This window comes from Bradyrhizobium sp. 76 (genome assembly GCF_023073025.1).
GTDB lineage: Bacteria > Pseudomonadota > Alphaproteobacteria > Rhizobiales > Xanthobacteraceae > Bradyrhizobium.
In genome coordinates this window covers 348,660-374,240 of sequence record NZ_JADPIS010000149.1, presented here as the reverse complement: position 1 = coordinate 374,240, position 25,581 = coordinate 348,660, and the positions used below count along the sequence as shown (strand labels likewise).

General features: G+C 61.8%; 27 protein-coding genes and 1 pseudogene. 15 read left to right on the top strand and 13 right to left on the bottom strand.

Going from position 1 to position 25,581, the window contains the following annotated elements:
• Window positions 1–24: 24 nt before the first annotated feature.
• The 4 genes and pseudogenes from IVB48_RS37220 to IVB48_RS37205 all read right to left on the bottom strand — a co-directional run.
• Window positions 25–215 (bottom strand): annotated as a pseudogene (locus IVB48_RS37220) (hypothetical protein); the annotation flags it as partial.
• Window positions 216–609: 394 nt separating this feature from the next.
• Complete coding sequence (locus IVB48_RS37215) at window positions 610–1,701, bottom strand: TRAP transporter substrate-binding protein (RefSeq protein WP_007592593.1); 1,092 nt, start codon at window positions 1,699–1,701, stop codon at window positions 610–612.
• A 216-nt stretch (window positions 1,702–1,917) separates the two neighbouring features.
• Entirely contained in the window at window positions 1,918–3,060 is a 1,143-nt protein-coding gene (locus tag IVB48_RS37210) for an Mrp/NBP35 family ATP-binding protein (RefSeq protein WP_247286722.1), read from the bottom strand.
• 53 nt (window positions 3,061–3,113) lie between these two features.
• Window positions 3,114–3,551: a VOC family protein gene (locus IVB48_RS37205; RefSeq protein ID WP_027517244.1), complete on the bottom strand. Its 438-nt coding sequence runs from the start codon at window positions 3,549–3,551 to the stop codon at window positions 3,114–3,116.
• Window positions 3,552–3,733: 182 nt separating this feature from the next.
• On the opposite strand from IVB48_RS37205, the gene IVB48_RS37200 reads away from it, so the two are divergent.
• The 5 genes from IVB48_RS37200 to IVB48_RS37180 all read left to right on the top strand — a co-directional run bounded on the left by IVB48_RS37200 (window position 3,734) and on the right by IVB48_RS37180 (window position 8,470).
• On the top strand, window positions 3,734–4,606 hold the full coding sequence (locus IVB48_RS37200; RefSeq protein WP_247408074.1) for an NAD(P)-dependent oxidoreductase: 873 nt from the start codon (window positions 3,734–3,736) through the stop codon (window positions 4,604–4,606).
• A gap of 22 nt (window positions 4,607–4,628) precedes the next feature.
• On the top strand, window positions 4,629–5,906 hold the full coding sequence (nhaD, locus tag IVB48_RS37195) for a sodium:proton antiporter NhaD (protein ID WP_247408072.1): 1,278 nt from the start codon (window positions 4,629–4,631) through the stop codon (window positions 5,904–5,906).
• A gap of 137 nt (window positions 5,907–6,043) precedes the next feature.
• Window positions 6,044–7,639: a HAMP domain-containing sensor histidine kinase gene (locus tag IVB48_RS37190; protein WP_027569397.1), complete on the top strand. Its 1,596-nt coding sequence runs from the start codon at window positions 6,044–6,046 to the stop codon at window positions 7,637–7,639.
• 44 nt (window positions 7,640–7,683) lie between these two features.
• On the top strand, window positions 7,684–7,887 hold the full coding sequence (locus IVB48_RS37185; protein WP_027569396.1) for a DUF1289 domain-containing protein: 204 nt from the start codon (window positions 7,684–7,686) through the stop codon (window positions 7,885–7,887).
• A 28-nt stretch (window positions 7,888–7,915) separates the two neighbouring features.
• Entirely contained in the window at window positions 7,916–8,470 is a 555-nt protein-coding gene (locus IVB48_RS37180; protein ID WP_027569395.1) for a TIGR02281 family clan AA aspartic protease, read from the top strand.
• Between the two features lie 32 nt (window positions 8,471–8,502).
• Here the strand turns inward: IVB48_RS37180 and dusA are convergent, their stop codons facing one another.
• Window positions 8,503–9,498, bottom strand: a complete 996-nt coding sequence (dusA, locus tag IVB48_RS37175; protein WP_256468944.1) for a tRNA dihydrouridine(20/20a) synthase DusA — start codon at window positions 9,496–9,498, stop codon at window positions 8,503–8,505.
• 342 nt (window positions 9,499–9,840) lie between these two features.
• Between dusA and IVB48_RS37170 the strand changes: the two genes are divergently transcribed.
• A complete protein-coding gene (locus IVB48_RS37170) occupies window positions 9,841–10,194 on the top strand; it encodes a tyrosine-type recombinase/integrase (RefSeq protein ID WP_247408070.1) in 354 nt (117 codons plus the stop codon).
• A gap of 148 nt (window positions 10,195–10,342) precedes the next feature.
• On the opposite strand, the gene IVB48_RS37165 is transcribed toward IVB48_RS37170, so the two are convergent.
• The 3 genes from IVB48_RS37165 to IVB48_RS37155 form a co-directional block, all read right to left on the bottom strand.
• Window positions 10,343–10,609: a hypothetical protein gene (locus IVB48_RS37165; protein ID WP_247408068.1), complete on the bottom strand. Its 267-nt coding sequence runs from the start codon at window positions 10,607–10,609 to the stop codon at window positions 10,343–10,345.
• A gap of 285 nt (window positions 10,610–10,894) precedes the next feature.
• The gene (gene rnk / locus IVB48_RS37160) at window positions 10,895–11,308 is read right to left on the bottom strand and encodes a nucleoside diphosphate kinase regulator (protein ID WP_247408066.1); all 414 of its coding nucleotides are present in this window, start codon (window positions 11,306–11,308) and stop codon (window positions 10,895–10,897) included.
• 9 nt (window positions 11,309–11,317) lie between these two features.
• The gene (locus tag IVB48_RS37155; protein ID WP_247408064.1) at window positions 11,318–11,809 is read right to left on the bottom strand and encodes a GreA/GreB family elongation factor; all 492 of its coding nucleotides are present in this window, start codon (window positions 11,807–11,809) and stop codon (window positions 11,318–11,320) included.
• Between the two features lie 796 nt (window positions 11,810–12,605).
• Between IVB48_RS37155 and IVB48_RS37150 the strand changes: the two genes are divergently transcribed.
• The 9 genes from IVB48_RS37150 to IVB48_RS37115 all read left to right on the top strand — a co-directional run bounded on the left by IVB48_RS37150 (window position 12,606) and on the right by IVB48_RS37115 (window position 20,842).
• Window positions 12,606–15,527 (top strand): monovalent cation/H+ antiporter subunit A, encoded by a 2,922-nt coding sequence (locus IVB48_RS37150; RefSeq protein ID WP_247408062.1) that lies wholly within the window; start codon window positions 12,606–12,608, stop codon window positions 15,525–15,527.
• Complete coding sequence (locus IVB48_RS37145) at window positions 15,527–15,868, top strand: Na+/H+ antiporter subunit C (RefSeq protein WP_027569389.1); 342 nt, start codon at window positions 15,527–15,529, stop codon at window positions 15,866–15,868. The genes IVB48_RS37150 and IVB48_RS37145 overlap by 1 nt, the downstream gene beginning before the upstream one ends.
• Window positions 15,865–17,496 (top strand): monovalent cation/H+ antiporter subunit D, encoded by a 1,632-nt coding sequence (locus IVB48_RS37140; protein ID WP_247408059.1) that lies wholly within the window; start codon window positions 15,865–15,867, stop codon window positions 17,494–17,496. Before IVB48_RS37145 ends, IVB48_RS37140 begins: the two co-directional genes overlap by 4 nt.
• A complete protein-coding gene (locus IVB48_RS37135; RefSeq protein WP_247408058.1) occupies window positions 17,493–17,981 on the top strand; it encodes a Na+/H+ antiporter subunit E in 489 nt (162 codons plus the stop codon). Before IVB48_RS37140 ends, IVB48_RS37135 begins: the two co-directional genes overlap by 4 nt.
• Window positions 17,978–18,259, top strand: a complete 282-nt coding sequence (locus IVB48_RS37130; protein ID WP_247408056.1) for a K+/H+ antiporter subunit F — start codon at window positions 17,978–17,980, stop codon at window positions 18,257–18,259. Before IVB48_RS37135 ends, IVB48_RS37130 begins: the two co-directional genes overlap by 4 nt.
• Window positions 18,256–18,606: a monovalent cation/H(+) antiporter subunit G gene (mnhG, locus tag IVB48_RS37125; RefSeq protein ID WP_247408055.1), complete on the top strand. Its 351-nt coding sequence runs from the start codon at window positions 18,256–18,258 to the stop codon at window positions 18,604–18,606. The genes IVB48_RS37130 and mnhG overlap by 4 nt, the downstream gene beginning before the upstream one ends.
• A gap of 409 nt (window positions 18,607–19,015) precedes the next feature.
• Window positions 19,016–19,144 carry a hypothetical protein gene (locus tag IVB48_RS41245; protein ID WP_256468943.1) on the top strand — a complete coding sequence of 43 codons (129 nt, stop codon included), beginning with the start codon at window positions 19,016–19,018 and terminating at the stop codon, window positions 19,142–19,144.
• 258 nt (window positions 19,145–19,402) lie between these two features.
• Window positions 19,403–20,260: a universal stress protein gene (locus IVB48_RS37120; protein ID WP_247408053.1), complete on the top strand. Its 858-nt coding sequence runs from the start codon at window positions 19,403–19,405 to the stop codon at window positions 20,258–20,260.
• A gap of 159 nt (window positions 20,261–20,419) precedes the next feature.
• Window positions 20,420–20,842, top strand: coding sequence for a TRIC cation channel family protein (locus IVB48_RS37115; protein ID WP_247408052.1), 423 nt, complete (start codon window positions 20,420–20,422; stop codon window positions 20,840–20,842).
• Window positions 20,843–20,921: 79 nt separating this feature from the next.
• Here IVB48_RS37115 and IVB48_RS37110 read toward each other — a convergent pair whose 3' ends face one another.
• Genes IVB48_RS37110 through IVB48_RS37090 form a run of 5 tightly spaced genes read right to left on the bottom strand, consistent with a single transcriptional unit; the run spans window position 20,922 to window position 25,566 of the window.
• On the bottom strand, window positions 20,922–21,074 hold the full coding sequence (locus tag IVB48_RS37110) for a hypothetical protein (protein WP_247408050.1): 153 nt from the start codon (window positions 21,072–21,074) through the stop codon (window positions 20,922–20,924).
• A 20-nt stretch (window positions 21,075–21,094) separates the two neighbouring features.
• On the bottom strand, window positions 21,095–21,847 hold the full coding sequence (locus tag IVB48_RS37105) for an alpha/beta fold hydrolase (RefSeq protein ID WP_247408048.1): 753 nt from the start codon (window positions 21,845–21,847) through the stop codon (window positions 21,095–21,097).
• 4 nt (window positions 21,848–21,851) lie between these two features.
• Complete coding sequence (locus IVB48_RS37100) at window positions 21,852–23,774, bottom strand: CoA-transferase (protein ID WP_247408047.1); 1,923 nt, start codon at window positions 23,772–23,774, stop codon at window positions 21,852–21,854.
• A complete protein-coding gene (gene phaC, locus IVB48_RS37095) occupies window positions 23,774–24,895 on the bottom strand; it encodes a class III poly(R)-hydroxyalkanoic acid synthase subunit PhaC (RefSeq protein ID WP_247408045.1) in 1,122 nt (373 codons plus the stop codon). Before phaC ends, IVB48_RS37100 begins: the two co-directional genes overlap by 1 nt.
• Window positions 24,892–25,566 (bottom strand): poly(R)-hydroxyalkanoic acid synthase subunit PhaE, encoded by a 675-nt coding sequence (locus tag IVB48_RS37090; protein ID WP_247408043.1) that lies wholly within the window; start codon window positions 25,564–25,566, stop codon window positions 24,892–24,894. The genes phaC and IVB48_RS37090 overlap by 4 nt, the downstream gene beginning before the upstream one ends.
• Between the last annotated feature and the right edge of the window lie 15 nt (window positions 25,567–25,581).

Genomic DNA, 25,581 nt, shown 5'->3' with positions numbered 1-25,581 from the left:
CACTCCTGTCACCCGTCTGCGATTGATGCGATTGTAAAAATGGTCGCCGGCCGGAAGCGGCGTCTTCAGCAAGTCGCCGCCGAAGAGCTCGTGAATCAATAGCGAAGTGACGTTGCATTGTCCTGCCGCCGGATGCTCGCCGTCCATTGTCTGGCGGTTGCCAACGACCAGCCCTTGCGCAGCGCGCTTTGAACCTCATCGGGATCGAAGCTCATCGTCACCCAGGCTGACCACCGAGGCGCCAATTTCGGATTATACGATAATGCCTTTCTGCCACTGTTTTGCCCGACGAGTCAAACGGTCTCGCTGAAGCAGTCGCTTCGTACGCCTGACCCACCCCGCTTTTGGCTCCCAAAATGCCAAGTTGCCATCGACCGCGCGATGCCCGGGCCTGCCTGCCATTAACTCCATCGCATCAAGCTGTTGGCTGCACTCGCAGCGCCTTGTCCTCTCGCCCCTCGTCTACTGTGCATGGGGTTGTTTTTCAGATTTTTTGCTGGACGCCCCGCCCCTACCGCGGCGACAACGCCGCTCCGCGGTGTCGTCCCAAAGAAAAAGCCCGGCCTCGCGAACGAGACCGGGCGTGTCGTCTTGCGACTTGCTCGAAGATCAGCCGCGGGTGCGCGAGCGGATCATGAAGCTGTCGTAGGTGTATTCGGCGACCTGCCACCACAGATATTCGTCGGAGCGGTAGGCCTGCATGGCGTCGATCGACTTCTTGAAGTCGGGATTCTTGGCCGAGATCTCGCCCCACAATTCGTTGGTCGCCTTGAGACAGGCTTCCAGAACCTCATTGGTGAACGGGCGAAGCTGCGTTCCGCCGGCGACCAGACGCTTCAGGGCGCCGGGGTTCACCATGTCGTAACGCGCGGCCATCCAAGTGTTGGTGTTGACGGTCGCGTTGGTGAGGATCGCCTGGTAGTTCTTCGGCAGTTCGTTCCACTTGTCGATGTTGGCGAAGGCGTGAACGGTCGGACCGCCTTCCCAGAAGCCCGGGTAGTAGTAGTACTTGGCGACCTTGGCGAAGCCGAGCTTCTCGTCATCGTAGGGGCCGACCCATTCGGCCGCGTCGATGGTGCCCTTCTCCAGCGACGGATAGATGTCGCCGCCGGCGAGCTGCTGCGGCACCACGCCGACCTTCTGCAGCACCTGGCCGGCAATGCCGCCGATGCGCATCTTGAGGCCCGAGAGGTCGGCAACGGTCTTGATCTCCTTGCGGAACCAGCCGCCCATCTGGGTGCCGGTGTTGCCGCAGGGGAAGCCCATCACGTTCGACTTCTTGAAGAACTCGTTGGCGAGCTCGTTGCCGCCGCCCTGGTAGAGCCAGGAATTCTGCTGGCGTGCGTTCAGGCCGAAAGGCACCGACGCGAAGATCGCGAAGGTCGGGTCTTTGCCGACGTAGTAATACGACACCGTGTGGCACATCTCGACGGTGCCTTTCTGGGTCGCATCCAGCGCCTGCAGGCCCGGGACGATTTCACCCGCCTGGAAGACTTGGATCTGAAACTTGTTGTCGGTCATCTCGGCGACATACTTCGCCATCTGCTCGGCACCGCCATAGATGGTGTCGAGCGACTTCGGGAAGCTCGACGTCAGGCGCCACTTGATCTCGGGCGAGGACTGCGCGATCGCCGGCGAGGCCACCGCTGCGGTCGCCGCCGCACCGGCTGCCGACACTTTCAGGAAATCACGACGCTTCATCTTCAGTCTCTCCTTGTTGGGGCGTTTCCCCTAACTTCCTCTTTGCTGCCGCTCATTCCGGCGACGCGTTCTTTGGCCGCGTCGAACCGAAGGGGCTTGACTGCCGTGGGCCTTTAACACGGAAGCCCCGCTTTCGAAACGCGACATTGGCATGACAGGGCTCTACGAAAGTCGCATGTCCCCGGGTATTGGTTTGAAGGGATTGCTTGGATCCGCTCAGGCCGCGGCGATGACGCCCTTGAGCTGGTCCCGCACCTGTCCCGCGATGGCGCGGTAGATCGCCGCATGGGGACCGTCCGGCTCGCTGTCCACGACGGGCGTGCCGGCGTCCGAGGTGGCGCGAATCGCCATGTGCAGGGGAATCTCGCCCAGGAACGGTACCCCGAGCTTCTCGGCCTCGTGGCGCGCGCCGCCATGGCCGAAAATGTCGGATTTCGTGCCGCATTGCGGGCACTGGAAATAGCTCATGTTTTCGACGATGCCGAGCACGGGCACGTTGACCTTCTTGAACATCGCAAGCCCCCGTCTTGCGTCGATCAGGGACAGGTCCTGCGGGGTCGAGACGATCACGGCGCCCTTCAAGGGGACGTTCTGCGCCAGGGTGAGCTGGGCATCACCGGTGCCTGGCGGCATGTCGACGACGAGGACGTCGAGCTGGCCCCATGCGACGTCGCGCAGCATCTGCGTCACCGCCGACATCACCATCGGCCCGCGCCAGATCATCGCGGTCTCTTCCTCAACCAGGAAGCCGATCGACATGATCGCCAGGCCAAAGCGCTTGAGCGGAATCATCTTGCGCTCGCCATCCAGCTCCGGCTTCTCATGCAGGCCCGTCAGCCGCGGCACCGAGGGGCCGTAGATGTCGGCATCGAGCAGCCCGACCTTGAGGCCGAGATCGCGCAGGCCCAACGCAAGATTGAGCGCGGTGGTGGACTTGCCGACGCCGCCCTTGCCCGAGGCGACCGCGATGACGGCCGCGACGCCCGGAATCTCGGACTGCCGCGCCATCGGCGATTGGGCGCCGCCCTGCGGCGGCGGCTTGTGGGCGTGGACCGGCTGCACGCCCGGCGTGCCGCGACTGGGCGTTGGCGGCGGCGGTGGTGCCGCGCCCGCCTTCCGCTCCGCCGTGAGCGCCACCATGACGGTGGTGACGCCGGGAATGGCGCGCACAGCGGCCTCGGCCTCGGCCCGGACGGATTCCCAGGCGCGCGCCTCGGCGGCATCGACATTGATCGAGAAGAACACCTTGCCATCGGCCGCGCTGATCGCGCTCAGCACGTTGGCATTGGTGAGGGCGACCCCGCGGGGCGACTTGATCCTGGCGAGGCTGTCGAGAACCTGTTGCTGCGTCACGCTCAAAGCGCATCTCCTAGAATTCAAGATGCCCCATTAGAGCGGAAACGCCCAAAAGGCTACTGCCTGCCGATATCGTCAGCCATCTCGGCGGGCGCCGCGCCCTGCTCCAAGGCAGCCTCGTAATTCAGCTCGATCATGACCCCGTTGGGGTCATGGACGAAGATCTGCCAGAGTTCGCCGCCGGGCACTTGGCGGGAGTCGAACTTCATCCCCTTTGAGGCCAGCCGCTGCTTCATGCCGTCAAACCCGCGGCTGGCGAAGGCGACGTGGTGGACAACGCCGGAATCCGGCTTTTGTGGCTCGGCAGTCGGAGAAATATCGACGAGGTGCACCACCGGCTTACCCTCGCTGTACATCCAGGCGCCGGGAAAGGCGAAATTCGGCCGGGCGCCCTTTTCCAGGCCCAGCACGTCCTCGTAGAAGCGGACGGTCTCGGCCAGATTCCGGGTCCGGATATTGAAATGATCGAGCACGCCCACGCTTACGCCGCCCATGCCTTCGCTCCCTTTTTTTGAAGTCCTTAGGTCCGCCATCCTAGCACAAGCGGGGGCCAAACGAACCCGTTGCCCTCCGGCCTCAAGGGTTTATGGTGCGGCCGATCTGCCGCAATGGCGGAACCGGGCGGCCCTCGCCCGGCAAGAACCGTAAAACCCAAACTACGGACAAGGTACCACAGATGGCTAAAGTCGCTTTCCTCGGTCTCGGCGTGATGGGCTTCCCCATGGCCGGACACCTCGTGAAAAAAGGGGGCCATGAGGTCACCGTCTACAACCGCACCGCGGCCAAGGCGAAGGAGTGGGCGGACAAGTTCGGCGGCAAGACCGCCGCGACCCCGAAGGCTGCAGCCGAGGACCAGGACTTCGTGATGTGCTGCGTCGGCAACGACAACGATCTGCGCGCAGTCACGATCGGTGCCGACGGCGCGTTTGCCGGCATGAAGAAGGGTGCGACCTTCGTCGACCACACCACGGCGTCCGCCGAGGTCGCGCGTGAGCTCGATGCTGCCGCCACCAAGGCCGGCTTCAAATTCATCGACGCACCCGTGTCCGGCGGGCAGGCCGGCGCCGAGAACGGCGTGCTGACGGTGATGTGCGGCGGCGCGCAGGACGCCTATGCGGGTGCCGAGCCGATCATCACAGGCGCCTATGCGCGGATGTGCAAATTGCTGGGGCCGGCCGGCTCCGGCCAGCTGACCAAAATGGTCAACCAGATCTGCATCGCCGGCCTCGTCCAGGGCCTCTCCGAGGGTGTTCACTTCGCCAAGAAGAGTGGCCTCGACGTCGCCGCCGTGATCGAAACCATCTCCAAGGGGGCCGCGCAGTCCTGGCAGATGGAGAACCGCTACAAGACCATGAACGAGGACAAATACGATTTCGGCTTCGCGGTCGAATGGATGCGCAAGGATCTCTCGATCTCGCTGGCCGAAGCCCGCCGCAATGGCGCCAATTTGCCGGTGACCGCGCTGGTCGACCAGTTCTACGCGGAGGTCGAGAAGATGGGCGGCAAGCGCTGGGATACGTCGAGCCTGCTCGCGCGCCTTAATCGCTGACCTCTGACGAAGTGATCCTGCCTTGCTGATCGCACTCGCCGCAATCTTCGTCCTCGCCTATGCGGCGATCGCGCTTGAGCATCCGATCGGGGTGAACAAGAGTGCGTCTGCGCTACTCGGCGCCGGCGTGCTCTGGACAATCTATGCGCTCGCGACCGGTGACCACACGCTGGTCGGCCGTCAGCTTGATGAGTCCGTCGCCGCCACCGCGCAGATCGTGTTCTTCCTGGTTGGCGCGATGACGATCGTCGAAGTGATCGACGCCCATGACGGATTCGAGGTCATCACCTCCCGCATCAGCACGACCAGCCAGGTCCGTCTGATATGGCTGATTGGCTTCGTGACCTTCTTCCTCAGCGCAATCCTCGACAATCTGACCACCACCATCGTCATGGTCTCGCTGATCCAGCGGTTGATCGCCAAGCGCGACGACCGGCTGCTGTTCGCCTCCCTCATCGTCATCGCCGCAAATGCCGGTGGTGCATGGACCGTGATCGGCGACGTCACCACGACCATGCTGTGGATCGGCGGACAAATTTCGCCCCTGAAAATCATGGGCGCGGTGTTCCTGCCCTCCCTGCTGAACCTGCTGGTGCCGCTCGCATTCATCAGCTTTTCGCTCAAGGGCAAGACCATCGCACCGCCGCCGAAAGAGGACGGATTGCAGGGCGTCGATCCGTTCGAGCGCAACGTGATGTTCTATCTCGGACTCGGCGTACTGATCGCGGTGCCTGCCTTCAAGACGGTCACGCACCTGCCGCCCTTCATGGGCGTCCTGCTCGGGCTTGGCGTCGTGTGGCTGGTGGGCGAGATCGTTCATCGCGACAAGGATGAGCATGTCCGTGGTCCGCTCACGCTGGCGAATGCGCTGACGCGGATCGACATGGGCTCGATCGTGTTCTTCCTCGGCATCTTGCTCGCGGTCGCCTGCCTCGAACATGCCGGCTTGCTCTCCATGCTGGCCAAATGGCTGGACACCGCGATCGGCCGACAGGACATCATCGTGATCGTGCTCGGGCTGCTTAGCGCCGTCATCGACAACGTGCCGCTGGTCGCCGCGACCATGGGCATGTACGACCTGGCGCATTATCCACCCGACAGCTTCCTCTGGGAGTTCATCGCCTATTGCGCCGGCACCGGCGGTTCGATCCTGATCATCGGCTCGGCCGCGGGCGTCGCCGCCATGGGGCTCGAGCGCATCGAGTTCCTCTGGTACGCCCGTCGCATCGCCCTCCCGGCGCTCGCCGGCTATCTGGCGGGAGCCGTGGTGTACATCGCGCAGCACGCGGCGCTGCATTGAGCGGCTCACGTCGGATCCAAAATTAACGCCGGGTTAACGTAATTCTTTAGCTCCTTAAGTCACCTCTTAAGGATTTCTTGCCAGAGATAGACAATGCAGAAGGCCCGTCCCGCGCGGGCAGGAATTGTTGTTGTGCGATGAGTAAACCCGCTGAAAAGCCCGAGGTTGTGCAGCTTCCGGCCGAGCCGGTGAGCGTGCCGTCGGCGAGCCATCGCCGGGCTGCGGCACAGCGGGTGCGCGAGGCGCGCGACAAGTTAACGTCGACCAGTGGAACCCGGCCGGCTTTCGACGCAGAGATGCTGCGCCATTACGCCCAGACCCGGCTGTCGGCCTCCTATGTCGTGATGCTGCTTGTGGTCGCGACGGGCGTGTTGTTTGGGCTGTGGATGCAGCCGATCCCGGCGGCGGCCTGGACCGCCGGCATGCTGTGCATCCATGCTGCGATGATCCGCAGCTGCCACCGCTTCCTGGCCGAACCCGCCTCGCCCGCAGCAACGCGCGCATGGCAGACGCGTTTCGTCGTGCTCGACCTGCTCTATGGCCTTTGCTGGATGGCGATCCTAATCCATCCCGTGCTCGACATGATCACGGAATCGCTGATGATGTTCCTGATGCTGCTGGTGATCGCAGTATCGAGCATGCTGGCCGCCAATCTGCCGATCGCCGCCCTCGCCGCCACTGCACCGGTCGCGGTCGCGATGGCGCTGAGCTTCGTGATGACGGGCTCGCTGGACAATTACATCCTGGCCGCGCTCGCCCTCGCCGCCGAAGGCTATTTCGTGCTGCTGGCCCACCGCCTGCACTCTTCGACCTTCGCCACGCTCGAGGCGCGCGCCGAGAAGGACGCGCTGATCGGTGAGCTCGAACAGGCCAAGGCGATCTCGGACGAGGCGCGCCACCGCGCCGAATCCGCCAACGTCGCCAAGTCGCGCTTTCTCGCTCAGATGAGCCACGAATTGCGGACGCCACTCAATGCGATCCTCGGCTTTTCCGAGGTGATGAAGAGCGAGATTTTCGGCGCGCATGCCGTGCCGGTCTACAAGGAGTACTCGGCGGACATCCATAATTCCGGCGTCCACCTGCTCAACCTCATCAACGAGATCCTCGATCTGTCGCGGATCGAGGCCGGCCGCTACGAGCTCAACGAGGAAGCGGTCTCGCTGGTCGGCATTGTCGCCGACTGCCATCATCTGATGAAGCTGCGCGCCTCGAGCCGTGGTATCACCATCCACGAGGTGTTCGAGCAGGCGATGCCGCGACTGTGGGCCGACGAGCGCGCGATCCGCCAGGTCGTGCTCAATCTGCTCTCCAACTCGATCAAGTTCACTCCGCAGGGCGGCGAGATCTGGCTCAAGGCCGGCTGGACGGCCTCAGGCGGACAATATCTCTCGGTGAAGGATACCGGCTCCGGAATCCCCGAGGACGAGATCCCGGTCGTGCTGGCCTCGTTCGGCCAAGGCTCTAACTCGATCAAGTCGGCCGAACAGGGCGCCGGTCTCGGCCTGCCGATCGCCAAGAATCTGGTCGACCTGCATGGCGGTACGTTCACGCTGAAATCGAAGCTGCGCATCGGCACCGAAGTGATCGTCACCTTCCCGCCCGAGCGCGTGATGAGCGCGCTGGCGCCGATGTCGGATGATTCTCCGCCGCTCCAGCCCGAGAGTTCCGCGGTAGCGGACGAGAAGCGCCGGCCCCGTCGCAAGCCGATCATGAGCGCAGGTACGGGCTCGTAACGAGATGCTTGCAGACATGCCCGACCATCCGCCACTATGTCCGAATGAGCAAAGAAACGCCGTGCGTGGCCGTCTGCATGATCGATCCCAAGACCAGGCTGTGCTTCGGCTGCGGACGCACGTTGCCGGAGATCGCGCGCTGGCACGCCATGGAGAGCGCGGAACGGCTCGCGGTCATGGCGCTGTTGCCGGCGCGCATGAATCAGGCTGGACTTGCGCCCATCGCGGGATCGCCGGAACGCACCTGACCGGCCTGAGCGCATCGGGAGGTGCGCAATGATCCGATTCCTGCTCGTTCTCACCATGCTCGCCTGCACGGCAGGTGCCGTCGTCGCCTATGGCGATTCCGACCAGATCGCGCGCGCGAGCAGCAAGGTCTCGCATATCTTTCGCGCGCAGACCGCAGCGCCCGCCCCCGCCGTGCAGATCCCGCGCGGCCAGGGCGGCGAATTCGCGCTGCGCGCGAAGATCAACGGCGTGGCCGCACCGATGGTCATCGACACCGGCGCGACTTCGGTAGTGCTTACCTGGGAAACCGCGAAAGCGATCGGGCTGCCGCTCGAGATGCTCGAATACGACGTCGATCTCGAAACCGCGGGCGGTCACACCAAGGCGGCCCGCCTCACGATCGACCGCCTCTCCGTCGGTCACCTCGTCGAGAAATCGGTGCCGGCCCTCGTCGTGCAGCGCGGGCAGATGAAGACCAACCTGCTCGGCATGAGCTTCCTGGACCGCCTGGAGAGCTGGGGCGTGCGCGCCGACAAGCTGATGCTCACCGGTTATCCGGAGCTCCAGACCAGTCAACGCCGCTCGCGCCTGGCAGTCGACTAGACTTTTGCAATCCGGCTCGCCATGTGCCTCGGCTAGGCTGCCGCCTCCGCCGGCGCGCGGGCACCGACACGCGCAATCGCATCGCGCAGCACCTCGAGGCCGGCGCCCGGCTTCACCCCCTGCTCGGCAAGATGGCGGCGGAAGGCGCGCGCGCCGGGCACGGCATGGAATGCGCCGACGAAATGCCTCGTCATGGAGTGCAGCCGCGTGCCGCGCGCGAGCTGTCGTTCGATGTAGGGCATCATCGCTTCGAGCGCATCCTGCATCGAGGCATGCGGCGCCGCCTCGCCGAAAATGTCGGTATCGATCGAGAGCAGCCGCCACGGCTCCTGATAGGCGGCTCGTCCAAGCATCGCGCCGTCAACGTGATCGAGATGTGCTCTTGCCTCGTCGATGCCGGGGATGCCGCCGTTGATGATGACAGGCATATCGGCCATCGCTCGCTTGAGGCGATAGACGCGATCATAGTCGAGCGGCGGGATGTCGCGATTTTCCTTCGGTGACAAACCGCTGAGCCATGCTTTCCGGGCATGCACGATCAACGCATCGCAGCCGGAGGCAACGACCGCGCGCGCAAGGTTGTCGAGCGCGACTTCCGGATCCTGGTCGTCGATACCGATGCGGCACTTCACGGTGACGGGCACGGCAACCGCACCCTTCATCGCCTCGACACACCTCGCCACGAGATCGGGCTCTGCCATGAGGCAAGCGCCGAAACGGCCGTCCTTCACGCGGTCGGATGGACAGCCGACATTGAGGTTGATCTCGTCATAACCGAACTCCTCGCCGATCCGCGCCGCCAGCGCCAGCTCGCGCGGATCCGACCCGCCGAGCTGAAGCGCGACCGGGTGCTCCACCAGGTCGAACCCAAGCAACCGCTCCCGGTCACCATGAATGATGGCACCAGTGGTCAGCATCTCCGTATAGAGCAGCGCCCGCCGCGTCAGGTGACGGTGGAACACCCGGCAATGCCGGTCGGTCCAGTCCATCATGGGCGCCACAGAAAAGCGATAGCCTTGATATTCCAAGTAGTTATCCTATCCTTCCAACGGACTGGAGCAGGAACATTTGCACACGTGTGCACTCCAAATTAGCCCAAATTGCACACGTTTGTACCGCGTTTGATCTCCCGGTGCACACGTCGCGCACACGAAATCGGGGTGGAGTGCACACGCAATGCCGACCTTTACGAAGCTCACAGGTCGGCAGCTGGCGCGTTCAAGTCAGGAGGAAGAACGAGTACGTCGCAAACACCTTCGTCCGGCGGCGTGATGCGGAAGAGTGGGTACTGGATGTCGCGAGCGTTCAATCGACCGCGGCACCCCGATCCGACGCTCCCGGCCTTTTGAGCAGCCTCGAATATTTCCGATTTGATCGCGCTGCACCTCGACGATCTTGCGCAGGCCATGCGCCAAGCCGAGATCTGCCGGATCGAATGGTCCGATGTCGATATGACGAAGCGAACTGTCACCATTCGCGACCGCAACGATCCCAGGTGCAAGGACGGAAACCATCAAATCGTCCCTCTCCTAAATTCGACAGGCTATGATGCGTGGCAGATCATGCTGGAGCAACGCATTCTGACGCGCGGTCTGGGGCGCGTATTTCCTTACCACTCGAAGTCCGTCGGGGCCGCCTTCCGCAGATCTTGCAACGCGATCGATATCGAGGATTTTTGCTTTCACAATTTGCGTCACAGCAGTCGCTATGGTGACGGGCCGTAAGGATTGGCGAATGTTGCGACGCTATGCAAACCTCAAGCCCGAGGATCTGCACAAGATGCAGAAAGCCGCTCAGCCGTCGCTGGAGCAGTTCCTGGTAACGCTGACAGCAAGCTAGGGTGACTACCCCCTGCTCGCTCGCGGGGCCCGACTATCTGTCTTCGCCGCTCCGCCGACGGAAGGGATCGGCGACATCGTCGTGGCCGCTGCTGCTGCTGCTGAAGAACATCAGGGCCATCAGCCCGCAGCCGATAACCAGCGAGAAGAAAGCTCCGAGCCCAAGCGCGCTCCAGCCATGCTTGCCCATTTCGACCCCACTGCTGGCTCCCCAGATCGAGACAGCCCAAACGCCGGTCAGGATCAACATGGCTCCGAGAGCAACCAACAGCGCGATCTGGCCGGCACTGATGTTCTTCATGGCTGTTTCCGCTGTGTGTGTAACGATGGTCAACGGCGAAGAGCGAGGAGGCGTTCCTGAACAATGCCAACCCTGAGTGGCTCTTCTGAGTTCGGTGCCGGAACGCGCCGGGCGCTGATTCGCGAAGCTTACCGCGAGTGACTTGCTTCACGGCAGCAACCTCCGTCGGAGGCAATCCGGTCCATGGAATCCAATCAAAAAACACGCCACATCCGGGCGCGACGCCTCGGACGGCGCGCCCACATCGCAGAGGCGGCGATGTTCGATCTGACTTAACGCGACGGCTTATTCGGACACAGCGAGAACGGTCAGGCCCCTGGTGCGCCTGTGGGGCGTCTCGAAGTCGATCCGCTGCCCCGGCGATAGGCCGATCAAGGCCGCTCCAACAGGCGTCAGGACCGAGATCCGATTGAGCTCGATGTTTGCCTCATGCGGATAGACCAGCACGACCTCTCGGCTCGCACCCGTCTCGTCGTCGCGATAAGTCACTTTCGACCCCATCCTGATCACGCCTCGCAAGTTGTTCTCGTCCGTCACCGTGGCACGTTCCATCTCTCGAGCCAGAAAATGGGCCACTCGCGGAAACAGATCCATGCTCGAATTGGCCAAGGAACTGAGGCGCCGTGATTCGTCCTCAGTGATCTTGATCGGTGGCAACGCCGGCTGTTCTCGCCGGCTCTCAGCTTCGAAATTGCGCATTGGTCGCTCCTATGCTGCAGTAGGTCCGGGGTCGTCATCGAACGGGTTGCCTGACCGCCTCGTCCCTCTCCGGAAGAGTGGGACGACCTTTGAATCCGATGGGGTCAGGCTTTGGACCCTGACGACATTCAGGCGTCCGGCGATGAAGTACGGCATCTGGTCGCCGACCTGCAGTCCGATCAAAGCTGTACCCAGCGGGGTCAACACCGAAATGCAGGCGGGATCCGACCAGCACTCCTCGGGCCAGACCAGTTGCACGGTGCGACGCGGAACGCCCCAATTCGTGCAATGGGTGACCCATGATCCGATCGTCACGAAAGGACGGACGTTGTCCGCTTCGTCCGGGACGATATCGGCGCGGTTGATTTCGCCCATGAGGAATATCCCGTCCAAATCTCCTTTTTGGACGGCGAGGCGGGCGAGCTGTTCGAGCCGCGGATAATCTGATGAGGTCAGTGCGATTTTTGGAAGAGGCAGCACGGCGCACTCCTTCTGCTTCAAGACGACCTATCGAGTGGAGGTCACGAAAGCTGGAAAAGAGCCCGGACGGCGCGAACACCGTCCGGCTAACCGCCTGCTTGGAGGCGGCCGGCGTGAAGAGCAAAACGCGCGGTGCGCGCATCAATGTCGATGACATAAGCCATGATGCTCTTACTATAGTAGTTCATGACCCTGGAAACATTGCGACGAAACCGCACAGCACCTGTGCACACGAAGTATCGAGAGGGGACAAAGGAGCGCCATTGAAGTGAGAGAGTCGAACAATCACGCGGGTCTACCAGCTGCGCAAGAACGTGCGTCGATGATCACATCGCGTGAGATGCCCAGGCTGACGTTGCTGCAGGCGATCGCTCTTGTCGCACCGGTAGGCCCGGGTGGCGGTTTGACGTGAATGTGAGCCGTAGTTCTACAGAACCATTGTTATAGTCTGCGTCGATCGCTTGCACCTGCGATGGAACACCGAACGGGCGCCATGACATACGATACTGCTCCGAGGTCAGCCCAGCTGAGGACACCGAGCCGGTCGAGATGAGTGGCTGGCGGGTGATCGCGTTCTGCGGATTCTAGGCGTTGCTCGGCGCTCTCGCGACCGTCGTTGCCGCCGCGACTGGCACCCTTCCACACTGGATCTGAACAGCTCAATTGCGGAGCCAGTGTCCGCCAGAATGGCGGTTTCCGGGCCAAACCATCACAATGGCGCCAAATCTAGCAGTGGAGATATCGATCCGCCTCGGCTAAGCAATTGGGGATCAGCGAAAGCATCTCTCCACCTCGCAGCCTGGGGCAATGAACGCAAATGTTCCTGCTTGCCGTTCTCGTCCTTCCTTTCGCAGGAAGCTTTATTGCGGCACTCTTGCGGGTCAACGCACGCAACGCTGAGGCATGGCTCGCTGGAGCGGTTGCACTTACAGCTTTTTGCCTCATCGGCGCGGCTTATCCGAACGTGACGAATGGCGGCGTTGTCGGGTGGCGAACGGACTGGGTCGCTGAACTTGGACTCGCGTTTGTGCTGAGGCTTGACGGGTTCGCATGGGCCTTTGCCATGCTGATCACCGGCATCGGCTTTCTGGTGGTGCTGTATGCCCGCTACTACATGTCACCCAGTGATCCCGTTCCGCGGTTCTTCTCCCTGCTGCTCGCCTTCATGGGAGCAATGCTGGGAATCGTGCTCTCCGGCAACCTGCTCCAACTGGTTTTTTTCTGGGAGCTGACCAGTCTCTTTTCATTCCTGCTGATCAGTTACTGGCACCACAACGCGGCGGCGAGAGACGGCGCGCGGATGGCGCTGGTGATCACGTCGACGGGTGGGCTTTGCCTCTTCGCCGGCGTGCTGCTGATCGGGCACATCGTCGGCAGCTATGACCTGGAGCAGGTGCTGGCTTCCGGAAACGCGATCCGTTCGCACGCGCTTTATGTCCCCGCACTCGTTCTGATCCTTCTCGGCGCTCTCACAAAAAGCGCCCAATTCCCGTTTCATTTCTGGCTGCCGCACGCGATGGCCGCTCCAACTCCCGTTTCCGCTTATCTCCATTCGGCAACAATGGTGAAGGCCGGAGTGTTCCTTCTGGTGCGGCTCTGGCCGGCAATGGGTGGAACGAATGAATGGCTGTGGCTGGTCGGCTCGATCGGCCTGATCACGTTTTTTCTCGGCGCGTTTCTCGCCGTGTTCCAGCAGGATCTGAAAGGGCTATTGGCCTATTCGACGATCAGCCATCTCGGACTGATCACCCTTTTGACCGGACTCGATACCCCATTCGGGCAGATCGCGGCGATTTTCCATATCATGAACCACGCGACCTTTAAGGCATCGCTGTTCATGGCGGCCGGCATCATCGATCACGAAGCCGGCACGCGCGACATCCGCCGCCTTAGCGGGCTATGGGCCTTCATGCCGATTACGGCGACGCTGGCCATGGTGGCTGCCGCGGCAATGGCGGGAGTGCCGTTGCTGAACGGTTTTCTGTCGAAGGAAATGTTTTTTGCCGAGACGATCGAGGTCCATGACAATTCCCTCGTCGATCAGGCGCTGCCGTACATCGTCACTCTCGCCAGCACGTTCACGGTTGCCTATTCGCTGCGCTTCATTCGCGACGTGTTCTTCGGCCCGGCTCCAACCGGCTTGCCACGCGTTCCACATGAGCCGCCGCTGTTGATGCGACTTCCGGCCGAACTGCTCGTGCTGGCATGCCTCATCGTCGGCGTCGCGCCGGCTCTCACTGTGGCGCCGATCCTCGATACGGCTGCCCGGGCTGTTCTCGGCTCCGCGATGCCGGAGTACAGCCTTCGTCTCTGGCACGGAATTACGCCTGAACTTCTGATGAGCATCGTAGCGATGGCCGGCGGTTTGGGCGTCTACGTCATGCTGCGGTCCTACCTGCTCTCGCATGAGGGACCGCCCTTGCTCGGTCGCATCAATGGCAAGCGGATATTTGACTGGGTGTTGGTGACATTGTCCTGGCGGCTTGCACGATGGCTCGCCACAAATCTCGGCACGAGGCGTCTCCAACCACAATTGAGACTGTTGGCTGGCGTGGCGTTCGTCGCTGCCCTGCTGCCCCTCTACGCCCGCGGCCTCTCGCTGACGGGACCGTCAGAGAGGGAATTCGACCTCGTCTTTGGATTACTCTGGGTGGTCGGCGTTGGTTGCGCGGTGGGGACCGCGGTCCAGGCCAAATTTCATCGGGTGGTGGCGCTGATACTGCTCGGGACCGCGGGTCTCGTCACCTGCGTCAGCTTCGTCTGGTTGTCCGCTCCCGACGTCGCGCTGACGCAGATCGTCGTTGAGACGGTTACGACGGTTCTCCTGTTGCTCGGCTTGCGGTGGCTGCCGAAACGCGTTGCGCGACCAGGCCCGGCCGAGGCGCCCGACAGCATTCGGTGGCACCGCGTTCGCGACTTCTCCATCGCGCTCCTCGCCGGGCTCGGTTTGGCCACCCTTGCGCTGGCAGCCATGCAGCTCCCGGACAATCACAGCATTTCGCGATACTTCGTGGAAAACGCATACACGAAGGGGGGCGGAACTAACGTGGTCAACGTCATCCTGGTGGATTTTCGCGGGTTCGATACGCTCGGCGAGATCACGGTGCTTGCGGTCGTCGCGCTGACCGTCTTTGCGCTTTTGCGCCGTTTCCGCCCGGCCCCCGAAAGCATTCCCGTTCCCGAACAGCAGCATGTCCAGAATGCCCACGACGAGGCTCATCCCGATCGACAGAAGGGCGACACTGCCAAGGACACGCTGGCTACTGCGGCATTGATGATGGGCTTGCTGTTTCCCGTGATCGGCGTCGTGGCCATCTTCCTTCTCTTGCGCGGGCACGACCTTCCAGGCGGCGGCTTCGTCGCCGGCATCGCAATGGCAACGGCGTTCATCCTGCAGTATATGGCCCGCGGCACGGTGTGGGTGGAAGCTCGTCTTCACGTCATGCCGGTGCGTTGGATGGGTTTCGGCCTCTTGCTGGCAGGATTTGCGGGAGCTGCCGCCTGCGTTTTCGGACACCCCTTCCTGACCTCGTACTTTGCATATGCCGAACTGCCTCTGCTCGGTCGCGTCCCCACGGCCAGCGCTCTTCTTTTCGATATCGGTGTGTTCTCGCTCGTCGTCGGCGCCACGGTCTTGATGCTCATCGCAATCGCGCATCAATCGCTGCGTCGCTATGGCGTGCCGCTCCAGGCGGGGCAACGCGCGCCCGATGAGCGAGCGAAAGAGGAGTTGGTGTAATGGAGCTTAGCCTGGCCATCGGCATAGGTGCGCTTACGGCGTCCGGAGTGTGGCTGATCCTCAGGCCGCGCACGTTTCAAGTCATCATCGGGCTTTCGTTGCTCTCTTACGCCGTCAATCTCTTCATCGTGGCCATGGGACGGGTGCGAACGGGAGCGCCGGTGCTGATCGCAAAGGAGATCGGGGATCCAACGAAACATGCTGACCCGCTACCACAGGCGCTCGTACTGACTGCAATCGTCATCAGTTTTGCGACGACCGCGTTGTTCCTTGTCGTTCTCCTCGCGTCGCGCGGCCTGGCTCGCACCGATCACGTCGACGGTCAGGAGCCCGAGGCGTGAGCGGAATTGCAAATCTGGTCGTTGCGCCCATCGTCCTGCCCCTGCTTGCCGGCGCAGGCATGCTGCTCTTGAATGGAGAGCGGCACCGCAACATCGTGGCTGCGGTCAACGTCGCCGCAACGGTTGCACTCGTTTGTGTCGCGGTGATCTTGCTCGGAATGTCTAATTCGGGTCACCCCGAAATCAGGGAAGTCTATCGCCTGGGCGATTGGCCTGCTCCGTTCGGAATTGTCCTCGTTCTCGATCGGCTCTCCGCGCTCATGCTGCTCCTGACCAGCATCCTGGCGCTGGCGTCAGTTGTGTTCTCTCTTGCCCGTTGGCACCGGACAGGCGCGCATTTCCATCCGCTCTTTCAGTTTCTGTTGATGGGCCTCAACGGTGCCTTCCTGACCGGCGATCTCTTCAACCTGTTTGTCTTCTTCGAGTTGTTGCTGGCCGCTTCGTACGGACTTCTGCTGCATGGTTCCGGTCTCGCACGGGTGAAGGCTGGGTTGCACTACATCGTCGTGAATCTGGTCGCGTCGCTATTGTTCCTGATCGGGGTTAGCCTGATCTATGGCGTCACCGGGACGCTCAATATGGCGGACCTCTCGGCGCGGATACCTGCAATCGCCGCGGAGAGCCGCGGTTTGCTCGAAGCAGGCGCCGGCATGCTGGCGGTGGCCTTCCTGCTCAAGGCCGGCATGTGGCCCCTGTGTTTCTGGCTGCCGACGGCCTACGCAGCCGCGAGTCCACCGGTGGCGTCGATCTTTGCGATCATGACCAAGGTCGGCGTATATATCATCCTGCGTCTATCGCTGTTGCTTTTCGGTGGGGGCAGCGGCGCGTCAGCGGGCTTCGGCAGTGACTGGCTGTTATGGGGTGGGTTGGCGACGATCGCCTTCGGAGCAATCGGCACATTGGCATCCCAGGACACCGCCCGTCTCGGCGGCTTTTCGGTGCTCGTATCCTCCGGAACCGTGCTGGCGGCCACGGGGACCGGGCAAGTCAGTGTCACCGGTGGAGCGCTGTTTTACCTGGTCAGCTCGACCCTCGGCATCAGCGCGTTCTTCCTTCTGGCCGAACTCATCGAGCGCGGCCGCGAACCCGGAGCTGACGTGATCGCCGTCACGCGAGAAGCTTACGGAGAAGACGACGATGCGGACCATACCGAAGAGGAAGTCGGCACGGCCATTGTGGCCACGATGGGGTTGCTCGGCGTCGCCTTCATCGGGTGCGCACTGGTCATCGCCGGGCTTCCGCCGCTGTCGGGTTTCATAGCCAAATTCGCACTGCTGACGGCGGCGCTTCATCCTTCAGGCATGCATCCGGGCGGTGCCGTTCCTGGCAGTGGGTGGGCGCTCTTGTTGACGCTCCTCGTGTCCAGTTTTGCGGCGTTGGTCGCGCTGACCCGAGCAGGTATACGCTCCTTGTGGGCGTCGCCAGATCGCACCGTGCCGCGTGTGCGCTTGATCGAGATGGCGCCCATCATGTTCCTGTTGATCATTTGCGCGGCCCAGACAGTGCTCGCCGGTCCGGTGATGCGCTTCATGCAGGCAACGGCGCAATCGCTGCACGCGCCGGCGGGCTACATCAGCGACGTCCTGGAGATCAGCGCCCAAGGCAGCCGAAAGGCGGGCGGCAAATGACGCGATTCCTGCCCTTTCCGCGGATGAGCTTCTGTCTGCTCGCATTGTGGCTACTGCTCAATCAGGCAGTCACCGTCGGACATGTCCTCCTCGGTTGTGTGATCGCGCTCGTCGGCGGGCGGTTTCTCACCGTGCTGGAGTTACCAAGCACGCGCGTCAGGCGACCCGGCGTCCTCCTACGCCTGTTGGGATTGGTGGCGATCGATATCATCCGCTCCAACTTGGCGGTTGGCCGGATCATTCTCGGTTTTGGACGTCGACAGCGAAAATCCGCGTTCGTGAACATTCCGCTCGATATGCGCAATCCCTACGGACTGGCCATGTTGGCTTGCATCATCACCTCGACGCCCGGAACGCTGTGGGTGAATTTCGATGCAGAGAAGGGTCTGCTAATGATCCATGTTCTGGATCTGGTCGACGAAGCCGAGTGGATCCGGACGATCAAGCAGCGCTACGAACGCCATTTGATGGAGATATTCGAATGAGCCAGCTCGTCCCGATCTACGCGCTTTCCGCCGCGCAGGTACTCCTGGTGTTGGCTATCGGATGTGGCGCGGTTCGCATCCTTCGCGGGCCGCGAGCACAGGATCGCGTTTTGGGCTTCGACACGTCGTCCGTGAACGCGATGTTGTTGCTTCTGACGTTCGGGATTCGATCCGGCGCAACGCTCTATTTCGAGGCGGCTCTGGCCATGGCCCTCTTCGGATTCGTGGGTACGGTCGCGCTGGCGAAGTTTCTGCTGCGCGGCGAGGTGATCGAATGAACGGCATCGAACACCTGCCGCCCTGGGCTGCTGCTCTCACGGCACTTCTCGTTTTTGCTGGCGCCGTCGTCACACTGGTCGGTTCGCTCGGCCTTTTGCGGTTCGGCACATTCTATGAGCGGGTCCACGCGCCGACGCTCGGGACAACGCTGGGCACTGTATTCATTGCAGCTGCTTCAATCGTTTGCTTTTCGGTACTTCAGAGCCGGCCCGTGCTGCACGAAATCCTGATCATCGGGCTGGGCCTCGTAACCACGCCTATTGCATTGACCGTATTGGTCGGTGCAGCGCGATTTCGCGATACCGCCGAACAGAGTGCGCAGGTTCGCGAACCAGAGGGCAATTAGTGCGAGACGCGCGATTTCTTGCGGCAGGTTCCTTGACCAGCGAGTCGGTCAATCCAGGCTAAATGTCGCATTGGATTCCTGCATCGCATGCCCACCTCTAAGTACATGATGCGTGATGCTGAGTAGTAGGCGAGTTCGCCGAAGTCTTTGCATGTTGGCCGCCTGATCATAGGCAATCAGCCCCGAACTCAGTCCATGCCGCGTTCGCGACGGCTGGAAGCTCGGTGCCCGGCAGAGCAATGCACATGCCGCACGCAAGCGAGCCGCACCGCAAACAGAGGCAGTGATGACTACAACGCTACGACGCCGGATTTATAGGACTCAGCTGCAGATCCGCCGGTAACCCGGACGATTCACATCGTCCGGGACGGTACCTTATTAGTTCTGCAACCAAAGCCAGGAGCTTCTTATGTCGGTGTTCTTCGCGCTGCTCGTCCTGACCTCATGGGTCATGTTCATCTGGATTTCAGATCCCGATGGCTTCCGCGAGGCATTCGCTCGCCGCCGAGTGCCAATTCCTCACGATCCTAAAAGGTGACCTTGGGAGGTTCACCTCCCGTCACCGCATACAATAGTTGCGTATGAGGGAGAAAGATATTGTACTCCGCAGCTCGCGGTGCGCGATGTCTGTTCCTTGTCGGCTCCAGATCGCCGGTCCAGGCCAAATTGCTGGATCAGACGACTGGAGCCGCCCGCAGCAGCATCAAAGGCCCTTCGCAACAGAACCCAGTTGCCGCGCTGGTCGACTTGGCAAGCCATCGTTCTCGCGGCCGTTCGCAATCATAAGGAGTCTGACATGAACATCGTCGCCGCGACAGATTTCTCGACGCGGTCCAATCGCGCTCTGCGGCAGGCCGGCCTCCTGGTGCGCTCCCCTGATGCAAAACTGCACGTTGTTCATGTCGTCGACGAGGATCAGCCAACGGAATTGGTCCGCATCGAAGAGCGTGAGGCGCAGCGGACGCTGGTTGAGCAGATCGCGGCCATGCCGGAGTTGCAAAACATTCATTGCTATCCGATCGTGGTCAAGGGCCAGCCCTTTGATGGCATACTGCGAACGGCTGCAGCGGTCGACGCGGATCTGGTTGTAATGGGAGCCCATCGTAAGCAGTTTCTGCGCGATATCTTCACAGGCACCACAATCGAGCGTGTAATTCGTGGAGGCAAGTATCCGGTCTTGATGGTGAACAACGAGGCCCAGCGGCAGTACGAGCGCGTTTTAGTCCCGACGGATCTGTCAAATACATCGGCTGATGCGATCCGAATCGGCCTGTCCGCCGGATTTATTAGAGACGACCGGACATCGCTGCTTCACGCCTTCTCGGCAATGGGAAAAGCACGCCTGAAGACCACTGGTGCGGACCCCTCCATCGTCAGCGGATACGTGGAGAACGAGCGCGAACGAGCAATGGAGGAGCTGAGTAAGTTTCTGGTTGCGAATGGCTTTGACACTCGACCCTGGTCGCTGCGGGTCACCGAGGGTGTGCCGACGCAAGTTATCGCTCGCGCTGTTGCAGAGGAGCAGCCAGACTTGCTCTTGATGGGTACGCACGGCCGGACGGGACTGTTTCGAACATTCATCGGCAGCGTAACGGAGGAAACTCTGCGGTCCGTCGATGTGGACGTTCTGGCTGTGCCTCCTTTGAGCCATTAGGTTCAGATATCCGAATCGGCGAGCTCCTCCCTGTAAAGCCGGCGAAGGCGGATGCGCGCAGTGACGCTTGTGGTCGTGGGGCCGGCTTGATAGCGGCGGAGCCGATCAACATCAAACGAACGCTGCGTCTAAAGAAGGGGTCTCTATTCTAGGATTGATTTGACAAGCGAGGAAGCAGGTCTTGCAGGCGCTGCGCTACCCTATTTCTTGGACCTTGCAGGTACGTTCGTCTTCGCCTTGAGCGGAGCAATCGCTGGCGTCAAGCGCAAGCTGGACCTGTTCGGTGTGCTTGTGCTGTCGTTCGTGGCAGCGAACACGGGCGGGATCACTCGCGATATCCTGATTGGGGCGGTTCCGCCGGGCGCAATTGGCGACTGGCGTTACCTCGCCGTATCGCCGACCGCCGGCGGGATCACGTTCTTCTTTCCCTCCGCAGTGGTGCGCCGTTCCAGCGCTGTACTAGTATTCGACGCCGGGGGGTTGCAATTCGTTCGCGTGATCCGACGACGTAGGCAGCGGCTGAGCACAGGGCTCGGCGCACAAGGTCAACCTGACGGCGCGCGTACCGGTCCTGGCGAGTAAGAGTTTCGACATCATCGTGAGTACAGCCAGGTTGGAATTAACACCGTTAATGGTGCGGTTCGGCATAAAGCGCTCACCGTTAAGTGGGGTCGTTGCCGCTCAGAAACTGCGTCACGACCTCGATCTGGTCGTCAGCGATCAGGGCCGGCGCATGGCCGCAATCCGCAATGGTGTGGACGCGGACGTTGCGATTGCGCCGCACCATGTCCTTGAGGACCCCTTCGGAAAGCAAATCCGATTGCTGCCCGCGCATCACAAGAATGGGACGTCGATCGCGTCCCAGTATTTCCAGAGATCGACGCTGTAGTGCCAAGGATTTCGAAAGGCATGGGCGATATTCGGATCGCACAGCGGCCTGAAGCAGCGCCCCTCCGCGCTCCAGATCACACTATGCGTCGTCAGATGCCGCCAGTGCGCATCCTCCAATCGCCCGAAAGGCGCCAGAACCCGCCGGTAGTAGCCTTCGGCCTGTTCGATCGTCTCAAAGGATCTTGGCGCATCGTTGAGATTGGCGCCGAGGCGAAGCAATCCAGTCCAGGGCAGATAGGGTCCGATATCGTTGATGACGATGCGACGGACCGGACTGCCCGGAAGGGCGGCCAGCACCATCCCGATCAGGCCACCGAGCGACGTGCCGACCCAGTCGATCTCCGTTGCACCGAGGCCCGCCATCAGCACTGTCATATCGCTGCAATATTGCGGCAACGCGTAGTCGCTGCTCTCCTCCAGCCGCTCGCTTTGTCCCCGGCCCGGCAAATCCGGGCAAATGACACGCCGGCCTGCGCTGGCGAGAACTGCAGCGAGATGATCGAAGTCCCGGCCGTTTCTCGTCAACCCGTGGACACAGAGCACCGGCCGCACCGCGGACGCCGGCCCCCAATCGGTGAATGCGATGCGATGAAAGCTGCGCCGGGTCAGCCCCCGCACCGATCCGGTGCGGTCGGGCGCCATCTGCCGTCCTTCAGGCCAATCCGCGGGGCGCACCTCGGTGGATTTCAGCCGCATCGGTCTATTCGACAAACCGGTGGGCGTCGGCCGAGGTTTCGAAGATATGCGGCGCGACGTCGCGGCGGGCCAGCGCGTCGCCGAGCTTCAGGCGCATGAATGCGCTGGTCGTGTAGCGCGAGGCATGATCGTAGCAGGTCCGCTCGACCTCGGCGGCCATTGAAAACCATTTCTCCGCCATGTCGGGAGCGATGTAAGACGAATCGTAATTGACGACTGCGGAAAACCGGCGTCCGACACGATGGAAGAGCTCGAGGATCGACGCCCGGATTACCTCGACGTCGGCATCTCTATGGACCCGATAGCCGTCGAGCCCGAGGAATAGTGTGTTGCGATCAGCATCGTACGACAGCCGCTCCGCCAGAGGCCTGTTGAGCAGCCGGTCGTCGAGCTGCATCAGCGCTTCGCTGAACAGCGAAACATCCATGGATTTTGGCGCTTGGATGATGGGGCGAAAGCCCATCAGCGCGAGAATGTCGCGCTCCATGTCGACACCCGGCGCGATCTCCGTTAGTTCGAGACCTTCCTGGGTAAGCTTGAACACGCATCGCTCGGTCACATAGAGAACCGGCTGCCTGTTGGTTGCGGCAAGCTTGCCCGAAAACGTGATCTGATCGACCTTGTCGATGAATTTCGATGATTTTCCTTCGCTGAGGATCTTGAGCTCGCGATCGACGACCGATGTCTTGAGGCCGCCAGTGGTGAAGGTGCCTGCGAAGATCAGCCGGCGCGCGTTCTGGGATATGTTGATGAAGCCGCCGGCGCCGGCCAGGCGGCCATTGAACAGGCTGACGTTGACGTCGCCGCGGCCATTGACCTGAGCCATGCCGAGACAGGCCAGATCGAGCCCGCCGCCGTCGTAGAAATCGAACATCTGGTTCTGGTCGATGATCGATTCTGCATTGATCGAAGCACCGAAATCGAGGCCGCCTTGCGGAATACCGCCGATGATGCCGGGCTCGGCAGTCAGCGTCACAAAGTCGAATAGCTTTTCTTCAGCAGCAACTGACGCAACGCCCTCGGGCATGCCAATGCCGAGATTGACCACGCCGCCCATCGGCAATTCCAGGGCGCAGCGGCGCGCAATGATCTTGCGGTTATCCAGCGCCATCGGAACATTGCGGTCGGCCGGCGCACGCAATTCACCCGAGAATGCTCCGTTGTAGCCGGTGGCATAGGTCTGGACATGGTTTTCGGGCTGCGCAACGACGACGCAGTCGATCAAGACGCTCGGAATTTTGACGTGACGCGGATTGAGCGAACCGGACGCGGCGATGCGCTCCACCTGCGCGATGACGAACCCCTTGCAATTCTTGGCGGCCGTTGCCAGCGCCAGATTGTCGAGGGTCAACGCCTCTTTCTCCATCGAGATGTTGCCGTTGTGGTCGGCGGTGGTACCTCTGATGATCGCAACGTTGATCGGAAATGCCTTGTAGAAGAGCCATTGTTCGCCGTCGATTTCGATCAGCCGCACCAGCTCTTCGGTGGTCCGCGCATTCAGCTTTCCGCCGCCATTGGCCGGATCGACGAAAGTGCCGAGCCCGACCTTGGAGAGAAGCCCGGCCTTGCGCCCCGCAATTTCGCGAAACAGATGCGATACGCATCCGAGCGGCAAATTATAGGCCTCGACGTGATTGTCGACCGCCATCTGGGCGAGCTTCGGAACCAGGCCGAAATGTCCACCAACCAGGCGTTTGATCAGCCCGGGATGCGCCAGGCGGTTGAGGCCGCGATCTGCGCCGTCCCCCGGCGCCGCCGCGAACACCAGCGAAAGGTCCCGCGGCCCTCCGGTCTGCACGAAGCGCCGTTCCAGCGCCTTGATGATCTCGTCGGGCGTTCCCACGCCGACGAAGCCGGACGAGGCGACGGTATCACCGGAACGGATGATGGCCACCGCCTCGGCGGCGTCGACAATCTTGTTGCGCATCAGGCTTCACTTCCCGAATTGGCGTCGCGGGCGACCAGCCAGTCGGCAATGCTCTGGCTCAGCTTGCCCTGCGACTTGCTGGAGACGAACAGGCTGACATGGCCGCCGGGCAGCGGAATTTCAGTGTAATCCGTGCTGCCGATCTTCGCTCCGAGCGCGCGCGAGCAGTCCGGCGGAATGATATGGTCATCCAGCGCAAAAACATTCAACACGGGAGCCGTGATCGACTTCAGATCGACCCGACGGCCGGACAGTTCAAAGCTGCCATCGACCAGGCGGTTCTCCTGGTAGAGATCCTTCAGCCACTGCTTCGCCGCTTCGCCAGGATGATGCGGACGGTCCGCGAGCCACTTTTCCATACGGAGGAAATTCATGAACTTCGCCTCGTCATCGACGACGTCGATGAGATCGACATTGTACTTCGTCAGTGAACGCATCGGCGTCATCATCGAGAATACCGAGCTCATGAACTCGCCCGGCAGCACGCCATAGGTATCGACCAGCTGGTCGATGTCATCAGGATCGAGGCTGCGGGTCCAGAGGTTGAGGAAGCCGTGGTGCGCGGCCTTGTCCTTGACGTCGGCATGGAAGTCGATCGGGGTGATGGTGATGACGAGATTTTTCACCTTTTCCGGATGCAGAGCAGCGTAACACGTCGTAAAGACGCCGCCTTCGCAGATGCCGAGTAGCGTGATCTTGTCATGGCCGGTTTCCTGCGCGATGCGGTCGACTGCGGCATCGATGTAGTCATCGACGTAATCATCGATTTTCAGCCATCGCTCGGTTCGGCCCGGCTGGCCCCAGTCGATCAGCCAGAGATCGAGCCCTTTCGAGAGCAGGCTGCGCACCAGCGAACGATCGGGCTGTAAATCAGCCATGGTATACCGCCCGATCAGTCCGTAGGCCAACAGGACGGGCGTCTTCGCGGTCGCGTCCGCCATCGGCTCATAATGGAACAGCTCGACCTTGTCGCGGCGCATGACCAGATGCTTCGGCGTCGTGCCGATGGCGACGTCTTCATCCCGCGTATTGGCGATCAGCTGTGTCGCCTTGAACATTTTCTCGGCGTTGGCCGCCATGTCGCGGGCGAAGCGCGAGGTCTGATTCTCCTGGTCGCTCATCGTGCGCCTTCGCTCTTCTGGTCGTGCATCTGGCGGGTGAGCGTACGGACTTCACGGCGGAGCTCGGTCAATTGCCGCGTCACATCGTCGAAATCCTTGCGAGTCGGCAGGCCCAACATGGCTGACGCCGCTTCAGCCACGTCATCCTGCCGGCTCCGCAATTTGAGTCCCGCCTGGAGTAGCTCCTTCTGAGCTTGCAAAAAGCCGTCGGTGCGCTGGTTACGGATCAGTTCCTCGTTGGAGATTTCGCTCCATTTGGCGAACGCCTCGCGCCACTCCGGATGCGGGGAGCCACCGCTAGCCGTTGCCGACATCGTCTCGTAGAACCGCTTCGACGCTTCAGGCCACGGAGCGGCAGCGACCGCATTGTAGCTCGCAAGCCGCTGACGCATCTCGATCCAGGCGCCAAAGGCCAACGCCATTTTCCGGTCGATGTCCCAGACGTCGGCTAGCCTCGGGCCCTGCGCCATTCGCTCGATCGCTGCCGACAATTCGTTGCCGTCGCCAAAACCACCCGGCTTTTCCGACAAACGCGCCAGCATGAACGGTGCCATCGACCCCGACCACGCCTCGACCATGCGGTTCGAGGATTCGGCCATCGTCTGCCAAAGCTTCGCCCATTCCAGGCCCGGATCGGACTCAGCGGAAGCCGATTTGTCGTTCTCGCTCATGCTGCTCACTCTTTG

Excerpts from the sequence above, each read along its gene's own strand:
- IVB48_RS37215 (WP_007592593.1), bottom strand. The coding sequence starts at position 1,701 with ATGAAGCGTCGTGATTTCCTGAAAGTGTCGGCAGCCGGTGCGGCGGCG.
- IVB48_RS37205 (WP_027517244.1), bottom strand. The coding sequence starts at position 3,551 with ATGGGCGGCGTAAGCGTGGGCGTGCTCGATCATTTCAATATCCGGACC.
- IVB48_RS37200 (WP_247408074.1), top strand. The coding sequence starts at position 3,734 with ATGGCTAAAGTCGCTTTCCTCGGTCTCGGCGTGATGGGCTTCCCCATG.
- IVB48_RS37190 (WP_027569397.1), top strand. The coding sequence starts at position 6,044 with ATGAGTAAACCCGCTGAAAAGCCCGAGGTTGTGCAGCTTCCGGCCGAG.
- IVB48_RS37185 (WP_027569396.1), top strand. The coding sequence starts at position 7,684 with ATGAGCAAAGAAACGCCGTGCGTGGCCGTCTGCATGATCGATCCCAAG.
- IVB48_RS37180 (WP_027569395.1), top strand. The coding sequence starts at position 7,916 with ATGATCCGATTCCTGCTCGTTCTCACCATGCTCGCCTGCACGGCAGGT.
- IVB48_RS37165 (WP_247408068.1), bottom strand. The coding sequence starts at position 10,609 with ATGAAGAACATCAGTGCCGGCCAGATCGCGCTGTTGGTTGCTCTCGGA.
- rnk (WP_247408066.1), bottom strand. The coding sequence starts at position 11,308 with ATGCGCAATTTCGAAGCTGAGAGCCGGCGAGAACAGCCGGCGTTGCCA.
- IVB48_RS37150 (WP_247408062.1), top strand. The coding sequence starts at position 12,606 with ATGTTCCTGCTTGCCGTTCTCGTCCTTCCTTTCGCAGGAAGCTTTATT.
- IVB48_RS37145 (WP_027569389.1), top strand. The coding sequence starts at position 15,527 with ATGGAGCTTAGCCTGGCCATCGGCATAGGTGCGCTTACGGCGTCCGGA.
- IVB48_RS37135 (WP_247408058.1), top strand. The coding sequence starts at position 17,493 with ATGACGCGATTCCTGCCCTTTCCGCGGATGAGCTTCTGTCTGCTCGCA.
- IVB48_RS37130 (WP_247408056.1), top strand. The coding sequence starts at position 17,978 with ATGAGCCAGCTCGTCCCGATCTACGCGCTTTCCGCCGCGCAGGTACTC.
- mnhG (WP_247408055.1), top strand. The coding sequence starts at position 18,256 with ATGAACGGCATCGAACACCTGCCGCCCTGGGCTGCTGCTCTCACGGCA.
- IVB48_RS41245 (WP_256468943.1), top strand. The coding sequence starts at position 19,016 with ATGTCGGTGTTCTTCGCGCTGCTCGTCCTGACCTCATGGGTCATGTTC.
- IVB48_RS37120 (WP_247408053.1), top strand. The coding sequence starts at position 19,403 with ATGAACATCGTCGCCGCGACAGATTTCTCGACGCGGTCCAATCGCGCT.
- IVB48_RS37105 (WP_247408048.1), bottom strand. The coding sequence starts at position 21,847 with ATGCGGCTGAAATCCACCGAGGTGCGCCCCGCGGATTGGCCTGAAGGA.
- IVB48_RS37100 (WP_247408047.1), bottom strand. The coding sequence starts at position 23,774 with ATGCGCAACAAGATTGTCGACGCCGCCGAGGCGGTGGCCATCATCCGT.
- phaC (WP_247408045.1), bottom strand. The coding sequence starts at position 24,895 with ATGAGCGACCAGGAGAATCAGACCTCGCGCTTCGCCCGCGACATGGCG.
- IVB48_RS37090 (WP_247408043.1), bottom strand. The coding sequence starts at position 25,566 with ATGAGCGAGAACGACAAATCGGCTTCCGCTGAGTCCGATCCGGGCCTG.